17 protein-coding genes and 2 pseudogenes are annotated in these 16,818 nt (G+C 71.8%); 8 read left to right on the top strand and 11 right to left on the bottom strand.

Annotated elements, in window-relative coordinates; translation table 11 throughout:
• Positions 1-5: 5 nt before the first annotated feature.
• From ACGFRG_RS24290 to ACGFRG_RS24280, 3 genes and pseudogenes are all read right to left on the bottom strand, one after another.
• Positions 6-834, bottom strand: a pseudogene (locus tag ACGFRG_RS24290) (universal stress protein).
• A 202-nt stretch (positions 835-1,036) separates the two neighbouring features.
• Positions 1,037-1,363, bottom strand: a complete 327-nt coding sequence (locus ACGFRG_RS24285) for a pyridoxamine 5'-phosphate oxidase family protein (protein ID WP_393267109.1) — start codon at positions 1,361-1,363, stop codon at positions 1,037-1,039.
• Between the two features lie 53 nt (positions 1,364-1,416).
• The gene (locus ACGFRG_RS24280) at positions 1,417-2,487 is read right to left on the bottom strand and encodes a zinc-dependent alcohol dehydrogenase family protein (RefSeq protein WP_393267236.1); all 1,071 of its coding nucleotides are present in this window, start codon (positions 2,485-2,487) and stop codon (positions 1,417-1,419) included.
• Between the two features lie 242 nt (positions 2,488-2,729).
• On the opposite strand from ACGFRG_RS24280, the gene ACGFRG_RS24275 reads away from it, so the two are divergent.
• Complete coding sequence (locus ACGFRG_RS24275; RefSeq protein WP_361433449.1) at positions 2,730-3,107, top strand: STAS domain-containing protein; 378 nt, start codon at positions 2,730-2,732, stop codon at positions 3,105-3,107.
• Positions 3,108-3,153: 46 nt separating this feature from the next.
• On the opposite strand, the pseudogene ACGFRG_RS24270 reads toward ACGFRG_RS24275, so the two are convergent.
• The 3 genes and pseudogenes from ACGFRG_RS24270 to ACGFRG_RS24260 form a co-directional block, all read right to left on the bottom strand.
• Positions 3,154-4,175: pseudogene (locus ACGFRG_RS24270) on the bottom strand (acetate--CoA ligase family protein); the annotation flags it as partial.
• A gap of 9 nt (positions 4,176-4,184) precedes the next feature.
• Positions 4,185-4,574, bottom strand: a complete 390-nt coding sequence (locus ACGFRG_RS24265; protein WP_393267106.1) for a hypothetical protein — start codon at positions 4,572-4,574, stop codon at positions 4,185-4,187.
• 39 nt (positions 4,575-4,613) lie between these two features.
• Positions 4,614-6,995, bottom strand: a complete 2,382-nt coding sequence (locus ACGFRG_RS24260; RefSeq protein ID WP_393267104.1) for a phosphoketolase — start codon at positions 6,993-6,995, stop codon at positions 4,614-4,616.
• 51 nt (positions 6,996-7,046) lie between these two features.
• On the opposite strand from ACGFRG_RS24260, the gene ppk2 reads away from it, so the two are divergent.
• On the top strand, positions 7,047-7,850 hold the full coding sequence (gene ppk2 / locus ACGFRG_RS24255; RefSeq protein ID WP_393267102.1) for a polyphosphate kinase 2: 804 nt from the start codon (positions 7,047-7,049) through the stop codon (positions 7,848-7,850).
• Between the two features lie 17 nt (positions 7,851-7,867).
• Here ppk2 and ACGFRG_RS24250 read toward each other — a convergent pair whose 3' ends face one another.
• Positions 7,868-8,032 carry a universal stress protein gene (locus ACGFRG_RS24250; protein ID WP_393267099.1) on the bottom strand — a complete coding sequence of 55 codons (165 nt, stop codon included), beginning with the start codon at positions 8,030-8,032 and terminating at the stop codon, positions 7,868-7,870.
• 118 nt (positions 8,033-8,150) lie between these two features.
• Positions 8,151-9,095, bottom strand: coding sequence for a universal stress protein (locus tag ACGFRG_RS24245; RefSeq protein WP_393267096.1), 945 nt, complete (start codon positions 9,093-9,095; stop codon positions 8,151-8,153).
• A gap of 119 nt (positions 9,096-9,214) precedes the next feature.
• On the opposite strand from ACGFRG_RS24245, the gene ACGFRG_RS24240 reads away from it, so the two are divergent.
• From ACGFRG_RS24240 to ACGFRG_RS24220, 5 genes are all read left to right on the top strand, one after another.
• On the top strand, positions 9,215-9,607 hold the full coding sequence (locus ACGFRG_RS24240) for a SulP family inorganic anion transporter (protein ID WP_393267093.1): 393 nt from the start codon (positions 9,215-9,217) through the stop codon (positions 9,605-9,607).
• 79 nt (positions 9,608-9,686) lie between these two features.
• A complete protein-coding gene (locus ACGFRG_RS24235) occupies positions 9,687-10,388 on the top strand; it encodes a response regulator transcription factor (RefSeq protein ID WP_361433462.1) in 702 nt (233 codons plus the stop codon).
• Positions 10,389-10,559: 171 nt separating this feature from the next.
• Entirely contained in the window at positions 10,560-10,877 is a 318-nt protein-coding gene (locus ACGFRG_RS24230) for a helix-turn-helix domain-containing protein (protein ID WP_393267090.1), read from the top strand.
• Positions 10,878-10,953: 76 nt separating this feature from the next.
• Entirely contained in the window at positions 10,954-11,220 is a 267-nt protein-coding gene (locus tag ACGFRG_RS24225) for a transposase (protein WP_393267087.1), read from the top strand.
• A 488-nt stretch (positions 11,221-11,708) separates the two neighbouring features.
• The gene (locus tag ACGFRG_RS24220; protein WP_393267084.1) at positions 11,709-13,055 is read left to right on the top strand and encodes a lipase family protein; all 1,347 of its coding nucleotides are present in this window, start codon (positions 11,709-11,711) and stop codon (positions 13,053-13,055) included.
• Between the two features lie 99 nt (positions 13,056-13,154).
• Here the strand turns inward: ACGFRG_RS24220 and ACGFRG_RS24215 are convergent, their stop codons facing one another.
• The gene (locus tag ACGFRG_RS24215; RefSeq protein ID WP_393267081.1) at positions 13,155-13,997 is read right to left on the bottom strand and encodes a universal stress protein; all 843 of its coding nucleotides are present in this window, start codon (positions 13,995-13,997) and stop codon (positions 13,155-13,157) included.
• A gap of 198 nt (positions 13,998-14,195) precedes the next feature.
• The gene (locus tag ACGFRG_RS24210; protein WP_393267078.1) at positions 14,196-15,158 is read right to left on the bottom strand and encodes an Acg family FMN-binding oxidoreductase; all 963 of its coding nucleotides are present in this window, start codon (positions 15,156-15,158) and stop codon (positions 14,196-14,198) included.
• A gap of 360 nt (positions 15,159-15,518) precedes the next feature.
• Between ACGFRG_RS24210 and ACGFRG_RS24205 the strand changes: the two genes are divergently transcribed.
• Positions 15,519-15,788 (top strand): BON domain-containing protein, encoded by a 270-nt coding sequence (locus ACGFRG_RS24205; protein WP_393267075.1) that lies wholly within the window; start codon positions 15,519-15,521, stop codon positions 15,786-15,788.
• Positions 15,789-15,825: 37 nt separating this feature from the next.
• On the opposite strand, the gene ACGFRG_RS24200 is transcribed toward ACGFRG_RS24205, so the two are convergent.
• Positions 15,826-16,758 carry a universal stress protein gene (locus tag ACGFRG_RS24200; RefSeq protein ID WP_393267072.1) on the bottom strand — a complete coding sequence of 311 codons (933 nt, stop codon included), beginning with the start codon at positions 16,756-16,758 and terminating at the stop codon, positions 15,826-15,828.
• Positions 16,759-16,818: the final 60 nt, after the last annotated feature.

Here is a 16,818-nt window from a genome sequence, read left to right as displayed (position 1 = left end):
CCACATCAGACATGCGGCACGACGACCACGGGACAGTGCGCGCGATGCAGCAACGTACGGGTGAGCGGGCCGGGGCGCGCGCCTGACACGCTCGTACGGCGGCGGGCGCCGATGACGACCACGGCGGCCTCCCCGGTCGCCTCCAGCAGCACGCGCGCGGGCACGCTGCGGACCGTGTGCGTCTCCACCACGACATCCGGGTGTCGCTCCCGCAGGTGATCGAGCGCGTGGCGCAGTACTGCCTCCTCCGCCCGGTCGTAACGGGCCGGACGTTCTCGGCCCCCTCCGCGCAAAGGCACGAGAGAGGGCGGTTCGGGAGCAACATGCCGATGGGTCCGGGCATGCAGGACGCGCAGCCTCGCACCACGCCGCTCGGCCTCCTGGAAGGCGTACGCCGCGGCCGCGCCGGCGTCGTCCGCCAGGCCGAGCAACACGTCCCGTCCGCCGTCGCACGGATGGTCCCCGCGTACGACCAGGATCGGGCCCCGGGCGAGCGCGACCAGCCTCGAACTCACCGAGCCGAGCGCCGCGCCGGCCACCACGCCCAGGCCGCGTGTCCCCACGACGGTCAGGCCCGCGTCCGCGCTGGCGCGCGACAGCGCGTGCACCGCACCGCCCTGCACGGCGACAGGCACCACCCGCAGACCCGGCTGCCGCCGCCGTACACGCGACGCGGCCGAGCGCAGCACCGGTACGGCCTCGTCGCGGTCGGCAACCGCGTAACACCACGCGTAGCGTGACGCCGCGCCGTACGGCCTCCGCCGCCGCCCAGTCCAACGCCCGCACGGAGACCAGCGAACCGTCCACTCCGGCGACTACATGATGGAGGGTCATGGCCCTGCCTCCCCTTCGATGTGCGATCGTTTGGCGCAGGAGCCGCCCGACGAAGGCACCGAACTCCCGGGACGATGGTCGTCGTGCGTCAACGCCCCGGGCAGAAGCCGACAGGACCCTCGTGACCGCCGAACGGCCCTTGACACACGGGCCGTTCGGGCCGGACCGGGACCGAGGGACCGGAGGACCTGGTGATCGGACTTCAGGGAGGCAAAGGCACGCCGCGCAGGCTGCGGCCGCCGACGAGTCCGCGCCCGGCGATCAGCTCCGGCCCGATGCGCAGGAAGACCTCGTGCGGTGTCGGCGCCCTGGAGCGCGGTCCGGCCCGCAGGAACCGCGCACGCTCGGCGAGGTCGGTCAGCAAGGTGGCCTCGCCGGTGACCACGACGCTCCGGCCGGAGCTCGTGGCGGCGTCCACCTCGTCGGCCTCGAAGGCAACGACCGCTCCGTCGATCGCGCTGACCGACTGCGAGGAGGCCGTGGCCGTCGGGCGCACCGCGCCGTCACAGTCCAGAAGGGACGGGCACACCGCGGGCAACGCCCCTCGCGGACAGCAGGATCGCACTGGTCCACGTCCTGTCGTCAGGCCGCCGGGACGGCGACCTCGTCGTGCGGCGTCCCGCCGAGCACCACCTTGATCGCGCCGGTGTCGGCGGCCCGGGCGAAGACGTCGTAGGCCTCCTCCATGCGCTCCAGCTCGAAGGTGTGGGTGACCAACTCCGCGGTGGGCAGTCGACCGGCAGCGGCCATACGCAGCAGGGTGGGGGTGGAGTAGGTGTCCACCAGACCGGTGGTGATGGTCACGTTCTTGATCCACAGATCTTCCAGATGCAGTGTGGCCGGCTTGCCATGGACGCCGATATTGGCCACGTGACCGCCGGGCCGCACCATGCGCGTGCACAGCTCGAAGCTCTCCGGCACGCCGACCGCCTCGATGACCACGTCCGCGCCGAGTCCGTCGGTGAGATCGGCGATCAGCTTCTCGGGACCCTCATGGGCGTTGGACACGACGTCGGCACCAAGCCTCCTGGCAGCCTCCAGTCGGGACTCGGCCAGATCGACGGCGACGATCCGCTCGGGCGCGAACAGACGCGCGGTGGCGATCGCCGCGAGACCGATGGGGCCCGCTCCGACGACGGCGACGGTGTCCCCCGGGCGGACCTGTCCGTTGAGCACGCCGACTTCGTACGAGGTCGGGAAGATGTCCGCCAGCAGTACGGCGTCCTTGCTCTCCAACGCACTGGGCAGCGCGTGCACGGACAGGTCGGCGTACGGAACGCGGACGTACTCGGCCTGGGTGCCGTCGATGCGGTGGCCGAGGATCCAGCCGCCCCCGCCCCGGCACTGACCATAGGCGCTCTCACGACAGTAGCGGCAGCGGCCGCAGGCGCTGATACAGGAGATGAGCACCCGGTCGCCCGGCCGTACGGTCCGCACATCGCCACCGACCTCCACGATCTCGCCGACGGCCTCATGGCCAAGCACCGTCCCCGGGCGGACCTCGGGCACGTCACCCTTGAGGATGTGCAGGTCCGTCCCGCAGATGGTGACGCTCTCGACGCGGACCACGGCGTCGGTGGGCTCCTTGACTGCGGGGTCCGGGACCTCCTCCCAGGCGGACTGCCCGGGGCCGTGGAAGACGAAGCCTTTCATGACGTCGTTCACCGTCCTTGGTTCGCGTCAGGGACTACCGTTCGACTGTGGGGATTGCCCCGTAGATCCAGCTTGTCCAGCAGCCGTCCGATTCGCTTGGGCCGTCCGGCCCCTTCGCCTGCCGGACAGGCCCGTGCCGAGGCGCCCGGCGGCTCAGGGGGCACATCGGTCCCTGCCGGACCCGCTCGACAGGGACCGAACAGCCCTTCCGCGCACCCGGTCGACCCAGCTTTCCTCTCCTCATGGCCGACAACCACACGAGGTCCACGCCGTACCGCGCGCAGCGCGTCGTCGGCACAGCGACCGTCGTGACCCTGCAAGGCGAGATCGACATCCTGACGGCGCCGCCGCTCGCGGCACACCTGGACGCGCTGACCGCCGGTCCGCGCCCCGATCTGGTGCTCGACCTGCGTCCTCTGTCCTTCATAGACTGCGCCGGGCTGGGCGTGCTGTGCCGGGCGCACAACCGCGCACAAGCCCGGCACGGCCGACTACGGCTGGTCGCCGACAGCGCCCGCTTCCGGCGGATCCTCCGCAGCACGGGCCTCACCGGCGTCTTCGACGTCCACCCGGGGTGGCCCGAGGACGTGGCCGGTGCGTCGGTCGCGGACGTCGCCTAGGCCTCGGCCGGATCGGTCTGTGGCAGATCCGCAGCCGTCCGCGACAGCCGCAGTGGCACAGAACGAACGGGCCGAAGACCTCGTCCTGGACGACGCCCGCGAACAACTGCGTGCCACGAGCGGCCAACGGTTGCAGGACCGCGCCCGTCCTCGGCCCCGCGAAAGCCGGGTCCACAGGTCGCGGAACACGGCCCGCACCCGGGAGTCGCCGCGCAGGTCCGGACGGACCGCGCGCTGCTGGACTCGTGCAGGAGCCCGGTCAAACGTGCCTTCATGGCCACCCGGCCGTCGAAGCGGCGCAGCCGGTCGGCGGCGAGGACGGCGTCGTCCTCGGTCTTGGCGCAGGCCCACGGGATCTGCGGGATGCCCCAGCAGGCCAGCAGATCGGCGCAGATACGCGGGCCGAGCCAGCCCGCCGTCGGGGTGCGCGGCGAGGTACTCCACCACGACCGTGCGGGCCCGCACGGTCTCGATGTCGTCCAGGGCGGGAACAGTTCCGGTCGGCCGGGCGAGCCAGGCAGCCCGCTCGGCGGCGTGCATCAGGGCTCGGGCGGCCGCCTGCGGTTCGGCGCACGGGGCCCCAGCAGGCACGGGTCTGGTGCGGTCGAGCCCGGCGGTGACGACGAGCGCACGCGCCCCGTCCTTGCCGCGCTCCCCCGCGACGGCCGGAACCCTGGCGGCCGGTACGGCCACGATCGCGAGATCCGGGTTCGTGGGGAGGGCCACGACGGACGGACAGGACGGCACGCCGAACACCGCGGTGACGCTCGGGTTCACGGCGAACAGATGACGGGTGAAGCCCCCCGTGTGCTGGTGGTGCAGGATCGCCCGGCCCACCCACCCTGGCTTGCGGCCGGCGTCGGCGAAGAGGCGTGGCACCTCGTGGTGCTCGCCGAGCGCGTCCGCCGTGAGAGTGGCGATGCCCTCCGCCCGCGCCGCCGAAGACCAGGCGTTCGACGAGCAGGTGCCCACGCCCCGGTGTTGCGGGCCGTCGGCGACAGCAATCGGGACCTCCGCGCCGTCCTTGCCCCCGCCGGTCTCGGATTCGGCCAGGCCGATCACCGCGCCGAGGGGCGGTCACATGGCCTGCGCGAAGGCCGACCGGGGCTGCTCGGCTCCGGCCCCACCTGCGCAGCGCGGTGCCCGCTCGGCAGAGCTCGCCCGTCCGCGACCAGGGGCGCCGTCGAGCCGTTCACCATCGGGACCAACGCAGGACGGCCGGATCACGCTTGGCCGTGACGGCGATGCGTCGACCGTGATCGAGCTGTCGTCGTCGCGGACATCACGTCCGATGCGCCCGAACTCCGAGCCGCACCCCAGCAGATGGGCGAGCATGACGGGTGAAGAGAGGGCGTCGGCGACGACCACCTCGACGTCCTCAATGCCCGCATCGGCCTGGTCGAGGACTGCGTGCGGATAAGTGCGTCCGATAGGGCCGAAGCCGTCGACGCCGACGCGCACGATCACGGCGGCGGAGATCCTTTCCGGGAGTGGGGTGAAGGGCGGTCAGGCGTTCCAGTTCCAGTCCGCGATCTCCGGCAGGTCGGTGCCGTGGGCACGGATCCAGGAGTGGTGGCGGGTGCGGGCGTCGGCCATCTGCTGGCGTACGGCGGCGGCGCGCACGGCGAGGCCGGGGACGCGGTCGATGACGTCCATGACCAGGCGGTAGCGGTCCAGGTCGTTGCGGACGACCATGTCGAAGGGCGTGGTCGTGGTGCCGGACTCCTTGTAGCCGCGTACGTGCAGGTTCTTGTGGCCGGTGCGGCGGTAGGCGAGGCGGTGGATCAGCCACGGATAGCCGTGGTAGGCGAAGATCACCGGCTTGTCCCGGGTGAACAGGCCGTCGTACTCGAAGTCGCTCATGCCGTGGGGGTGTTCCTCGCGCGGCAGCAGCCGGGTCATGTCGACCACGTTGACCACCCGCACGGCGAGGTCGGGCAGGTGCCGGCGCAGCAGCTGCGCGGCGGCCACGACCTCCTGGGTGGGCACATCGCCGGCGCAGGCCAGCACGACGTCCGGCTCGCCGCCGTTCTCCGTGCCCGCCCACTCCCAGATCCCGGCTCCCCGGGCGCAGTGGGCGCGGGCGGCGTCCATGGAGAGCCAGTCAAAGCAGGGCTGCTTGCCCGCCACGATGACGTTGACGTAGTCGCGGCTGCGCAGGACATGGTCGGCCACCGACAGCAGTGTGTTGGCGTCCGGAGGCAGATACACCCGGACGACCTCGGGGCTCTTGTTGAGGACGTGGTCGACGAAGCCGGGGTCCTGGTGGGAGAAGCCGTTGTGGTCCTGGCGCCACACGTGCGAGGTCAGCAGGTAGTTCAGAGAGGCGATCGGGGCGCGCCACGGCAACGCGCGGGAGGTCTTGAGCCACTTGATGTGCTGGCCCACCATCGAGTCGACGATGTGCACGAACGCCTCGTAGCAGGAGAACAGTCCGTGCCGGCCGGTCAGCAGGTACCCCTCCAGCCAGCCCTGGCAGGTGTGTTCCGACAGGATCTCCAGCACCCGGCCGTGCTGCTCCAGGTGTTCGTCCACCGGCAGGCGCTGGGCCTGCCATGCCTTGCCGCTGATGTCGAAGACGGCCTGGAGCCGGTTGGAGGCGGTCTCGTCGGGCCCGACCAGCCGGAAGTCCCGGCGCCCGCCGGTGTCCTCCATCACCTGGGCCAGGAGGTCGCCCAGGACGCGGGTGGGCTCGTGCAGGGTCGTGCCGGGCTTGTCGACGGGCACGGCGAAGTCGTCGAGCGAGGCGATGGCCAGGTCCCGGACGAGGAGTCCGCCGTTGGCGTGCGGGGTGGCACCGAGCCGCTTGGCGCCGCCGGGGACGCAGGCGAGCACGTCGGCGACGGGGCTTCCGTCCGGCCCGAAGAGCTCCTCGGGCCGGTAGGAGCGCAGCCAGGCCTCCAACTGCCGCAGATGGTCCGGGTTCTCGCGCACCCCGGCCAGCGGGACCTGATGGGCGCGCCAGGTGCCCTCGACGGGCACGCCGTCGACCTCGGCGGGACCGGTCCAGCCCTTGGGCGTACGCAGGACGATCACCGGCCAGTGGACCCGCTCGGCGACACCCTCCTCGCGGGCGGTGCGCTGCATCGACGCGATCCGGTCCAGCGCGTCGTCGAGCGCCCGGGCCATGGCCTGGTGCACCCGGGCCGGGTCGTCGCCGCCCACGTGGATCGGCTCGTGCCCGTACCCCCGCAGCAGCGCGTCGAGTTCCTCCTCCGGGAGACGGGCGAGCACGGTCGGGTTGGCGATCTTGTAGCCGTTGAGGTGCAGGATCGGCAGCACCGCGCCGTCGTGCACGGGGTCGAGGAACTTGTTGGAGTGCCACGCGGCGGCCAGCGGTCCGGTCTCCGCCTCGCCGTCGCCGATCACACAGGCGACCAGCAGGCCCGGGTTGTCGAATGCCGCGCCGTACGCGTGGGAGAGCGAGTACCCGAGCTCGCCGCCCTCGTGGATCGAGCCCGGCGTCTCGGGGGCGACATGGCTGGGGACCCCACCGGGGAAGGAGAACTGCCGGAACAACCGCGCCATCCCGTCCCCGTCCCTCGGCACGTCCGGATACGTCTCGCTGTAGCTGCCCTCCAGCCAGGAGTTGGCCAGCACGGCCGGTCCGCCGTGCCCCGGCCCCCACACGCACAGCGCGTCGAGCCCGCGCGCCTTGATCACCCGGTTGAGGTGGGTGTACACGAGGTTCAGTCCGGGCGAGGTGCCCCAGTGGCCCAGCAGCCGGGGCTTGATGTGCTCGGGCCGCAGCGGTTGGGTGAGCAGCGGGTTGTCCAGCAGATAGATCTGGCCCGCCGCAAGGTAGTTGGCGGCACGCCAGTGCGCGTCCAGGGTGCGCAGTTCGTCGTCGGAAAGTACGGTGGCGTCCTGGTGTTCGACCTTGGACATGGGTGGGACTCCAGAAGTCGTCGGGGCGGGTCATCGGGCGGTGGAGGCGGCATGGCCGACAAGAAGGCGGCGGCGCTGCCGCGCAAGGCGTACGAGAAGGAACTGCTGCGCCTGCAGACGGAGTTGGTGAAGCTGCAGGAGTGGGTGCGGGCGACCGGTGCCCGCCTCGTGGTGGTCTTCGAGGGGCGGGACGCGGCCGGCAAGGGCGGCACCATCAAGCGGGTGGCCGAGCACCTCAACCCGCGGGTGGCACGGATCGTGGCGCTGCCCAAGCCGACCGAACGCGAGCGCACCCAGTGGTACTTCCAGCGGTACGTCGAGCATCTGCCGGCTGCCGGGGAGATCGTGCTCTTCGACCGGTCCTGGTACAACCGGGCCGGGGTCGAACACGTCATGGGCTTCTGCACGCAGGAGGAGTACCAGCGCTTCCTGCTGCAGTGCCCGATCTTCGAGCGGATGCTGGTCGAGGACGGGATCCTGGTGCGCAAGTACTGGTTCTCGGTGAGCGACACCGAGCAGCAGGATCGTTTCCGGCGCCGGCTGGAGGACCCGCTGCGGCGCTGGAAGCTCTCGCCGATGGACCTGGAGTCGATCACCCGCTGGGAGGCCTACTCCCGGGCCAAGGACGACATGCTGGTCCACACCGACATCGGCGAGGCGCCGTGGTACGTCGTGGAGAGCGACGACAAGCGGCGGGCGCGCCTGAACACGATCGCCCACCTGCTGGCCTCCGTGCCGTACGAGGAGGCGGCGCCGCAGGTGCTGTGCCTTCCGCAACGGCCGCCGTCGACCGGTTACGAGCGCCCGCCGCGCAACCTCCAGACCTACGTCCCCGACCACACGGCGAGCCTGTGAACAGCGGGCCACTCCTCTCACATCCGCTCGGGCACGACGGCGACGGCGCAGGCCGCGTGGTGCAGCACCGTGTGCGTGACACGCCCCAGCTGGAGCCCGATGGCGTCGGGTCCGCGCCGGGCGGCGACCACCAGCAGACTGGACTCGGAGCCGTCCACCCCGACGACGAGCGGTTGGTCCATCGTCCTCACCGTCCCGCACACAGGTCGAGGACGCTTTGGGTCTTGGCCTCGTCGATGAGGTCCTTGACGCATGCTCGTACGACCGCTGCGTTCATGGGAGCCTCCTCCTCCGGGGTGGTCAGCCGTGCGGGACCACGGCGACGGGGGCGGCGCAGTGGTGCAGTACGGCATGGGTGACGTGGCCGATGTGGGCGCCCAACGGGCCGCGCCGGGTGCGCCGCCCGACCACCACCAGGGAGGCCGCCCGCGAGGCGTCGAGCAGGACCTGGGCGGCGCTGCCGTAGCGGCACTCCTCGACAACCTCGATGTCAGGAAACTTCTGCCGCCAGGGGCGCAGCGCCTCGGCCAGGGCCACCGAGTGGGTCAGGGCGAGCGCTTCGTACAAGGGGGGATTCGCGGGCATCCCGTACGCGTAGTACGGCGGCGGGAACCACCCGTGCACGACGTGCAGGGACGTGACGCGACGGGCGGCCGCATCGAACGCGAACGCGATCAGCGTGTCGTCGGGGTGGTCGGTGTCCAGGCCGAGGACGACGGGCCGGAAGGGCGCCGCCGCGCTGGGAACTCCCGCCGGGTCCATCCCGTGCTCGTCGGCGGCCTGCTCCCCCGCCCGGACCAGCACCACGGGCCGCGCGGAACGGGCCACGGCGCTCAGGCCGACGGAGCCGACCACGAAGCCGCCGATTCCCCCCAGGCCTCGTGAGCCGAGGACGAGCAGTTCGGCGGAGTCCGCCGCCTGAGCGAGCACCTCGCCGGGGTGGCCTGCCAGCTGCTCGCTGCTCACCTCGACGCCGGGGTGGCGCAGCCTGATCCCCTCGGCAGCCTCGCGCGGGATGCTCCCCCAGCCTTCGGCCGCGGGTGCCCCCATCTCGCTTCGCTCGGTCCAATCCTGCCGGGTCTCGGCTCCCAGGAGGGGTGCCTGAGCCATGGGGTCCGGTGCCGGCTCCCAGACATGGACGATCTTCAGCGGCAGGCCGCGCAGCTTCGCCTCGCGGGCCGCCCATTCCGCGGCGGCCCGGCTCTCCGGCGAACCGTCGAGGCCTACGGTGACGGTGCCGACCATGATCGCTACCTCCTGGGGCTGGGGGGAATCCGCTTCCAGCGTCGTCGGCCGGACGTTCCCCGGGCAGGGACCACTGGTCCCCAATAGGGTCCGACCGTCCCTGGGCACCGCGCGGCCCGGTGGACGGATGGACCCACTGCACCGCAGTGGTCGGCGCGGGCGGGCGTGGTCGCAGGCTCGCGTGCCGTCGCGGGCCGTTGGATCCTGGGAGCGGGCGGCGGCCCTGGACGCGGGCGGGCACCACTCGGGAGAACGTCGTCGCCCTTCGGGCTGATGGCCCTCCTCGGCTACCGGCGCGCGTGATCAAAGGCGACCCGCTCACCGGTGTGACCGAGGCCGCGTACCTCGTGCCGCAGGTCATGGCGTACGCGAACGTGGCCGGACTGCCACCGGTCTCCGGTCTCCGGTCTCCCGGCGACCCTCCCTCGCGCTGTACGCCCTGTGCGGTTCCTCGCATCTGCTGTCGGTCGCGCTCCACATCAACCTGGGCGAGTTGGGCCTGTCGGCCCTAGTGGATTCGGTCCGGCCACGTGATGATCGGCGTGAAGGACAGCCCGCAGTCTGTCCACCACCGGGGCACAAGGGGTCGCCATGCCAGAGCCACGCACCTTCACCGAAGAGAACCCCATCCGGGTATTTCTGCTGGACGACCACGAGGTCGTCCGCCGCGGCCTGGCCGACCTGCTCGACACCGAACCGGACATCACGGTGGTCGGCGACGCCGGCACCGTCGACCACGCGCTCGCGCGAGGCCCCGCGCTGCGCCCCGATGTCGCCGTTCTGGACGTGAGGCTGCCGGACGGCAACGGCATCTCGGTCTGCCGGGAACTGCGCAGCCAGATGCCGGACCTGGCCTGTCTGATGCTGACCTCGTTCGACGACGAGGAGGCCCTGCTCGACGCGATCATGGCAGGCGCAGCCGGATACGTCCTCAAACAGATCAAAGGATCCGACCTGGTCTCGGCGGTACGCACGGTGGCCTCGGGCCAGTCGATGCTGGACCCTGCCACCACGGCCCGCCTGATGAGTTCACTGCGCGCGGACCCCGCGCAAAACCCCGCCGTACCGTCCGAGCTCGCCAGCCTGTCACCGCGTGAGAGGGACATCCTCGCGCTGATCGGCGACGGGCTGACCAACCGCGAGATCGGCAAGAAGCTCTACCTGTCCGAGAAGACCGTCAAGAACCACATCTCCCGGCTGCTGGCCAAGCTGGGCGTGCAGCGCCGGGTCCAAGCGGCCGTCCTCGCCTCCCACCTTGAACAGCCGGAGACCGGCGAACGTCCGACAACGTGACGGCCGGTCAGCCGAGCGATACGGCCGCCGAACAGGGCCGGACGGTCCCGTTCCCGGCCGGTCAGTCATCGGCGCCCCGCACCACGACCACGGGCGTCCTCGCGGACTCGTTGGACGGTGTCTGCCGGCAGGCGCAGGGGCCTGGTCCTGCCGCCCGTGTCGTCCGCGTAGATGAGGTGCAGCGGGCGGTGGCGGCGTACGGCCTCCGCAGCACCCCACAGCGCCGCCCGACGGGCTGGCTGGGAGCCGTCGACACTCACGGTACGAGGGGCATTGCATCGCTTCCTCGACGGTGGGTTCGAGGCCCTGGCCGATGCGCCGCGACCGGGGCGGCCGCCCCGGTGGAAGCGCGAGGACCTGGACGCGCTGGAGGACATGCTGGATGCCTCCGCCGCCGAGGGGAGGATCTGTACTACCTGGACGAGTGCAGGTTCTCGCCGACCCTGCCCAGCTACACCTGGGCCCGCACCGGGACACGGGTGGTGGTGAAGCGGGAGGACACCAAGAACCGCCGGGTCAACGTGCTCGGCGCGTTGAACGACACCGGCCCCGGGCCCGAGCTCGTGTGGACCACTGTCGAGGGAAGGTCGACGCGGAACTGGTCCTCGACTTCGTCTGCACTCACATCGCCCGGCTGCCCGGCGGCGCCGACAGCCTCGGCGCACTGTCCGGCTTCCAGCGGCACCGCCCCTGCACCATCGTGCTGGACAACGCTTCCATCCACCACGCCCAGCCCTTCAAGGGACGCCGCGAGGAACTCGCGGACATCGGGGTCCGTCTGTTCTACCTCCCTCCGAGATCACCAGAGTTGAACGGCATCGAATGCGTGTAAGGCATGTAGTGAGGGCGGACACGGGCACCGAGGCTGGGAATGCCCGACCGGACTATGCTTGGCCCTGGTCGCCGGGCAGTCGGCTGTGGCTCGTACAGCAACTCCTCGCGGCAGCGGTCCAAGAGCCGGTATTCCGCGCAGGCATCCCGCCTCTGCAGCTCGCGGAAACGCACGAGGACGTTGCGCGCGTCGCGATCCGCATGGCCGTGGAGCACTGCGCGAGTATCGAGGGCTCGCACTCGTGTCATGACGCGCTCGGTCGGTAGCCAGGGCCGCGGCACCGCACCGTTCCGACCGGTCGGCGGCACAAGGGAATTGGCGGAGCGGGGCCACCGACTCAGCCGCCGTTCCCCCCCGTGCAACTCTGGCGCACCCTGGTCAACTGCCGTGTCCCTTTGTTAGGTTGCGCCGGAACCGACCTTCGGCCACTCGCCCCTTCGGGCCGTAGCGGTCATCTCTCTGATCTGCTTACACCGTTTGGGAGAGTCATGCGCAAATGCAGAGTGCGGCGCGCCGCGATCACGGGCGTCGTCGCCCTCGCCGTCGCCGCCGTGCCCGCTGTCGCGTCCGGCGTTCAGCAGCCCTCGTCGACGACTGCCGGGAGCGACGCGTTCTACACCTACAACGGCAGCAAGCCGCTGTCCTCGTACAGTCCCGGGGACGTGCTCAAGGTCCGGACGCTGCTATACCACGTCCTGGGTATCGCGACCCCCCTCCAGGCGACGCAGCTGCTCTACCGCACCACCGACGCGCAGGGCCACCCGTCCGCAGGCGTGACCTCCGTGCTGCGCAGCCCTGGTGGCGACGGCCGCAAGGTCGTGTCGTACCAGTCGTTCTACGACTCGCTCGACCCCGAAGACGGTCCATCCCGGGCGGTCGCGGGCAACGTCAAGCTGCCCGGCGGCTTGATCGCGAACGGCGAGTCCACGCTCGTGGCGCCGCTCCTTCTGTCCGGCTACGACGTCGTCCTCCCTGACACCGAGGGGCAGGCCGCCCACCTCGCGGCCTCCCGCGAGTACGGGTACAACACGCTGGACTCCCTGCGTGCCGCTTCCAGCGCGGAGTCGCGGACCGGCATCAGCCGCGACGCGCGCGTCGGTCTCATGGGCTACTCCGGCGGCGCCGTCGCGACCAACTGGGCCGCCTCCCTCGCGCCCACGTACGCCCCTGACGTCAACAAGCGCCTGGTGGGATACGCCGAGGGCGGGGTGCTCGTGAAGCCCTCGCACATCATCAGGTACATCGAAGGCAGTCAGGTGTGGTCCGGGCTCATCCCGGAGTTGCTCATCGGGCAAGCGCGTTCGTACGAATTCGACCTCAAGAAGTACCTGAACGACTACGGCAAGCAGCTGGTCGACGAGCACCAGCACTCCTCGATCGCCGACGCGCTGGGCCACTACCCCGGTCTGACGTGGAAGAAGATGGCGAAGCCGGAGTACGCGAACCCGAACTCCGTACCCGAGCTCGTCGAGGCGGTCAACAAGTCCAACCTCGGCCTGGCACCGACCCCGACCGTCCCCGGCTACATCGGTCAGGGCAACGCCGGCTTCCTGGAGGGAACCACGAGCAACATCGCGGGCATCGGCTCGGGCGACGGCATCACGGTCGCCGGGGACACACGGGCGCTGGCGCGGAAGTACTGCGCCGAGGGCGACGCCGCGGTCTGGTACCAGCAGTACGACGTCCTCAGCCACTTGACCGCGCCCACGGCCACGGTGCCCACCGCGCTCGCCTGGCTGCGCGCCCGGTTCGCCGGGAAGGAGGCCCCGTCCTCCTGCGGCAGCATCGCCGCGGGCAACTCACTTGCGGCTGACGAGACGGTCCCCGCCGGATGAGGACCTGACGGGGGCCGCAGCGAACTTCGCCAAGACCGCTTGGACGGAATGCCACCTGTACGAAACGTCGCGGCGCGACCGATCCGCACGGGGCGGACTTCAGTCGTGCGGCACCACCACGACCGGACACAGCACATGGTGGATCACGGAGTGGGCCACCGGGCCGAGGCGGTCGGCGCGGCGGCCGACGACCAGCAGGCTCGCCCCGGTGGAGGCCATCACGAGCTGGTGGCCGGCCCGGCCGTGGACCGTACGCTCCACCACCTCCGTCTCGGGGAACTTCCGCCGCCACGGCGCCAGCACAGCCGCCAGGGCATGGGCCTTCTCCACCGCCGGGTCCTCCGCGTCCGCCGACGGCACCAGGGGAACGGCCCAGGTGTGCCAGACATGGAGCGGGGCCCGGCGGCCGGCCGCCGTGTCGAAGGCGTACACGAGCAGGTCGTCGCACGGGTGGTCCAGATCCAGGCCGAGGACCACGGGCCGGTAGGCGCCGGTACCCGACACACCCTGCCGCTCGTCCTGCGGGCACTCCCCGGCCCGTACGAGGACGACCGGGCACGCGGCCCGCGCGGTCACCTCCAGCGCGACCGAACCGACGAGGAACGCGGCGAGACCGGTGAAGCCGCGTGAGCCGAGGGCGAGGATCTCGGAGGTCGCGGCCGCCTCCAGGATGGTGGCCGTCGGCGGACCGAGCGCGGTGACCGGGTGGATCTCCAAGGTGGGGTGGCAGTAGGCGAGTTGGACGGCCGCCTGTTCCAGGGCCGTGCGGCCGCGCTCGCCCGGGGCGTCCAGTGCGGGCAGGTCCGTCCGGACGGCGGCTTCGTCGTCCACATGGAGAAGGTTCAGCGGCAGGCCGCGGCGCTCCGCTTCGCGGGCCGCCCAGTGGGCCGCGTCCGCGCTCTCGCGCGAACCGTCGATGCCTGCGGTGATGTGGCGTTGCATGATCGACCTCCAGGTGGATCCACGGGCGGGCTGGGATCAGCCGTGGTGGCGGGTGCGCGGGCGTCGACCCGGGGATCGCACCCGCAGGTCGTCGGGCGGGACACCACGGCCCCACTGGGCAGACTCCCACCGGCCGGACCACACTCGGCAGGGGCGAACCGGCCCTGCGCGAGGGGTCGTTCGGCCTCCGTGCCACGCCTAGCGGATCGTGAGCACCTCCCGCACACCGCGCCGGGGGCTGCGCGGACCCGTCGGGCCGTAGCCGAGCCGCAGGACCATCTGGACGTGCTGCATGGCGGAGAGCGGATCGCGGGCGGCCCACCGCAGCTCTCCGCGTTCCAGGGCCTGGCTGCTCAGGCCCACCGCGAGATCATGGCAGGTGGCGAGGAGCAGGACGCGCTGCAGAGCCTGGCCCGAGCGCAGCCAGGCCATCGGGGTGTCGTCCGCGGTGCCCAGCAGGGCGAGTTGCGGAGCGGACTCGAAATCGGCGGTGCCCCGGCCCGCCACGGTCCGCCCCGCCGAGAAGTCCCGCACCACGGCGCCGCCCGCACGCGGGTGCGGACCGAAGGCGTAGTCGGGCACGCCGTCGACGGCCACGTCCGAGGCGTACCGGCCCAGCCGGGTCCACCGGTCCAGCTCGTCGGCACGGCCGCGCTCCTCGGCGTCGAACCACTGCGCGTCCTCCGTGAGCCCGAGCACCGCCTGGACGTGCCACGGCCCGGGGACCACGAGCAGGGCGCCTTCGGCTCGCGCCGCTTCGGCGAGCGCGTCCCAGACTTCCTGCGGGACGCGTGTGTCGGCGAACGGGTAACGGCTCGTGTGCCTGCGGTGCACGGCCGGGTACAGATCGTCCAGGTCCGCGTCGGCGTGCGGGGTCCTGCGCACACGCACGGACGCGAGCAGGCCGGGCCGGGCGGGGTCGGGCAGCAGTGAGACCTCCGCCTCCCGGCCCCGGTGGGCGATCGCCACGCGCAGGGTGAACAGGGCCGCCCCGCAGCTGATGTGCAGCGCCCGCCCGCCCGGGTCCGTGTACGGCAGCTGCCGACTCGGATCCGCGTGCAGTTCCAGCACACCGTCCGCCGAGCGGAAGACGAACGCCCAGGGCTGTGCGTTGTGCAGGGAGGGTGCGGTCGTGGCGTCCCGCACGAGTTCCGTCACCATCTGTGTGTCGCATACGGATTTCACCGTGATCGCCGCCCTCGCCGGTCCGGTCGGCACGCTTGTCGTCGCCTGCGGCTCACCTTCCGCCGCGCACCGCACACGTCCCAGTGCCGAACGGGCACACACAGGGGCCCGTATGGCCCGGACAAGGGCCGAACCGGACCTGTCGCACGCACGTCGACTGCGCGAGGGTCACGTCGTACGCGAGCGGAGAGGTGGTGGTTGCCCATGCGGGCTGCGTCTGCTGGACACGACGCGGTGGCGTGTGACTCCGCCGCGTCCCCAGGCTGCTCGACCTGTACGCCCCGCACGGCAGTGGCAGCGACAGCGTGCTGTGACTACGTCGGCGTCCCACCGGGTGTGGCCGGCATCATCAGCCGCGCCAACCTGCTCAAGGTGTTCCTGCGCTCCGACGAGGAACTGGCCGCGCAGATCCGCCGCGAGGTCGTCGTCCCGCTCTTCCCGGTCTCGCACCGGGCCCTCCGCATCGGCGTCACCGACGGAGTCGTCACGCTCCAGGGCGACGCCGGCGACACTGACCTGATCCCCACGGCGGCCCGCCTCGCCCTGGCCGTCGAAGGTGTGGTGGACGTCAGGTACGAGCCGCTGGCCGCGCGCCACGGGCGCTGAATGCGCGGATCCCGCGCGGCGAGGCGGCACACGGCCCTCAGCGGTGCGCCACGACCGCGACCGGAGTGCGGGCGTGGTGCAGCACGCCGTGCGTCACGGGTCCGATGTGGGTGACCCCGCTGCGGATGCGGCGGCCGACCACCAGCAGCGCGGCATCCTCGGCCGCCTCGACGATGCGTTCGGCGGGCCGGTCCGCGACGCACCGCGTCTCGATACGCACCGAGGGGAACTTGGCCCGCCACGGCTGCATCGCGTCCTCCAGCGCACCCGCCTCCGCCTCACCCAGCGCGACGATGTGCCGGGGGTCCACCGCGGCAGGGTCGTACCCGTAGACGGGCGGCGGAGTCCAGGTGTGGACGACGCGCAGGGCGGCGCCGCGCATCATGGCGGCTTCGACGGCGTAGTCGATCAACGCGTCGCAGGGACGCGAGAAGTCGAGCCCGAGCACCACGTCACGCGGTGCTCCACCGTCACGCGCCTCGTCCTCCGGTTCGGCCGCCTCACCTGCGTCGGCCGACCCGGTCGGCCGTACGAGTACGACCGGTCGGCGGGCGTGGGCGAGGACGGCCATCGAGACGGAACCCGTCAGGAAACCCGCCAGGGTGCTCAGCGCCCGTGAGCCGAGGACCAGCACCTCGGCCTCGTCCACGGCCGTTCGCAGGATCTCCACGGGCCGGCCGGGGACCTGCTCCGCGGTGACGTCCACACCGGGGTGGCGGTCGCGCAGTTGCTCGTACACCTTGTCCAGCATGCGTTCGGCCCGGCGTTCGTCGCTGTCCGGCCCCTCCTGCCCGTCGGGCAGCACGACCGCGCCGCCCATCGGCGCGTACGCGAAGGCGGGCTGCCACGCCTGCCAGACGTGCAGCAGCCGCAGCGCGAGCCCGCGCCGCGCCGCCTCGCGCGCCGCCCACGTGGCGGCGGCCCCCGACTCGCGCGAGCCGTCGATTCCGGCGATGACCGTACGTGGCATGGCGTCCTCCCGGATGCGTGGAGCCTGGCGACCCGTCCCACACTGCTCCGCGCCCCGCGC

This window comes from Streptomyces sp. NPDC048696, assembly GCF_043198895.1.
Taxonomy (GTDB): domain Bacteria; phylum Actinomycetota; class Actinomycetes; order Streptomycetales; family Streptomycetaceae; genus Streptomyces.
Note: the sequence above shows the minus strand (reverse complement) of the source record. Positions and strands in the feature narration are given on the sequence as shown.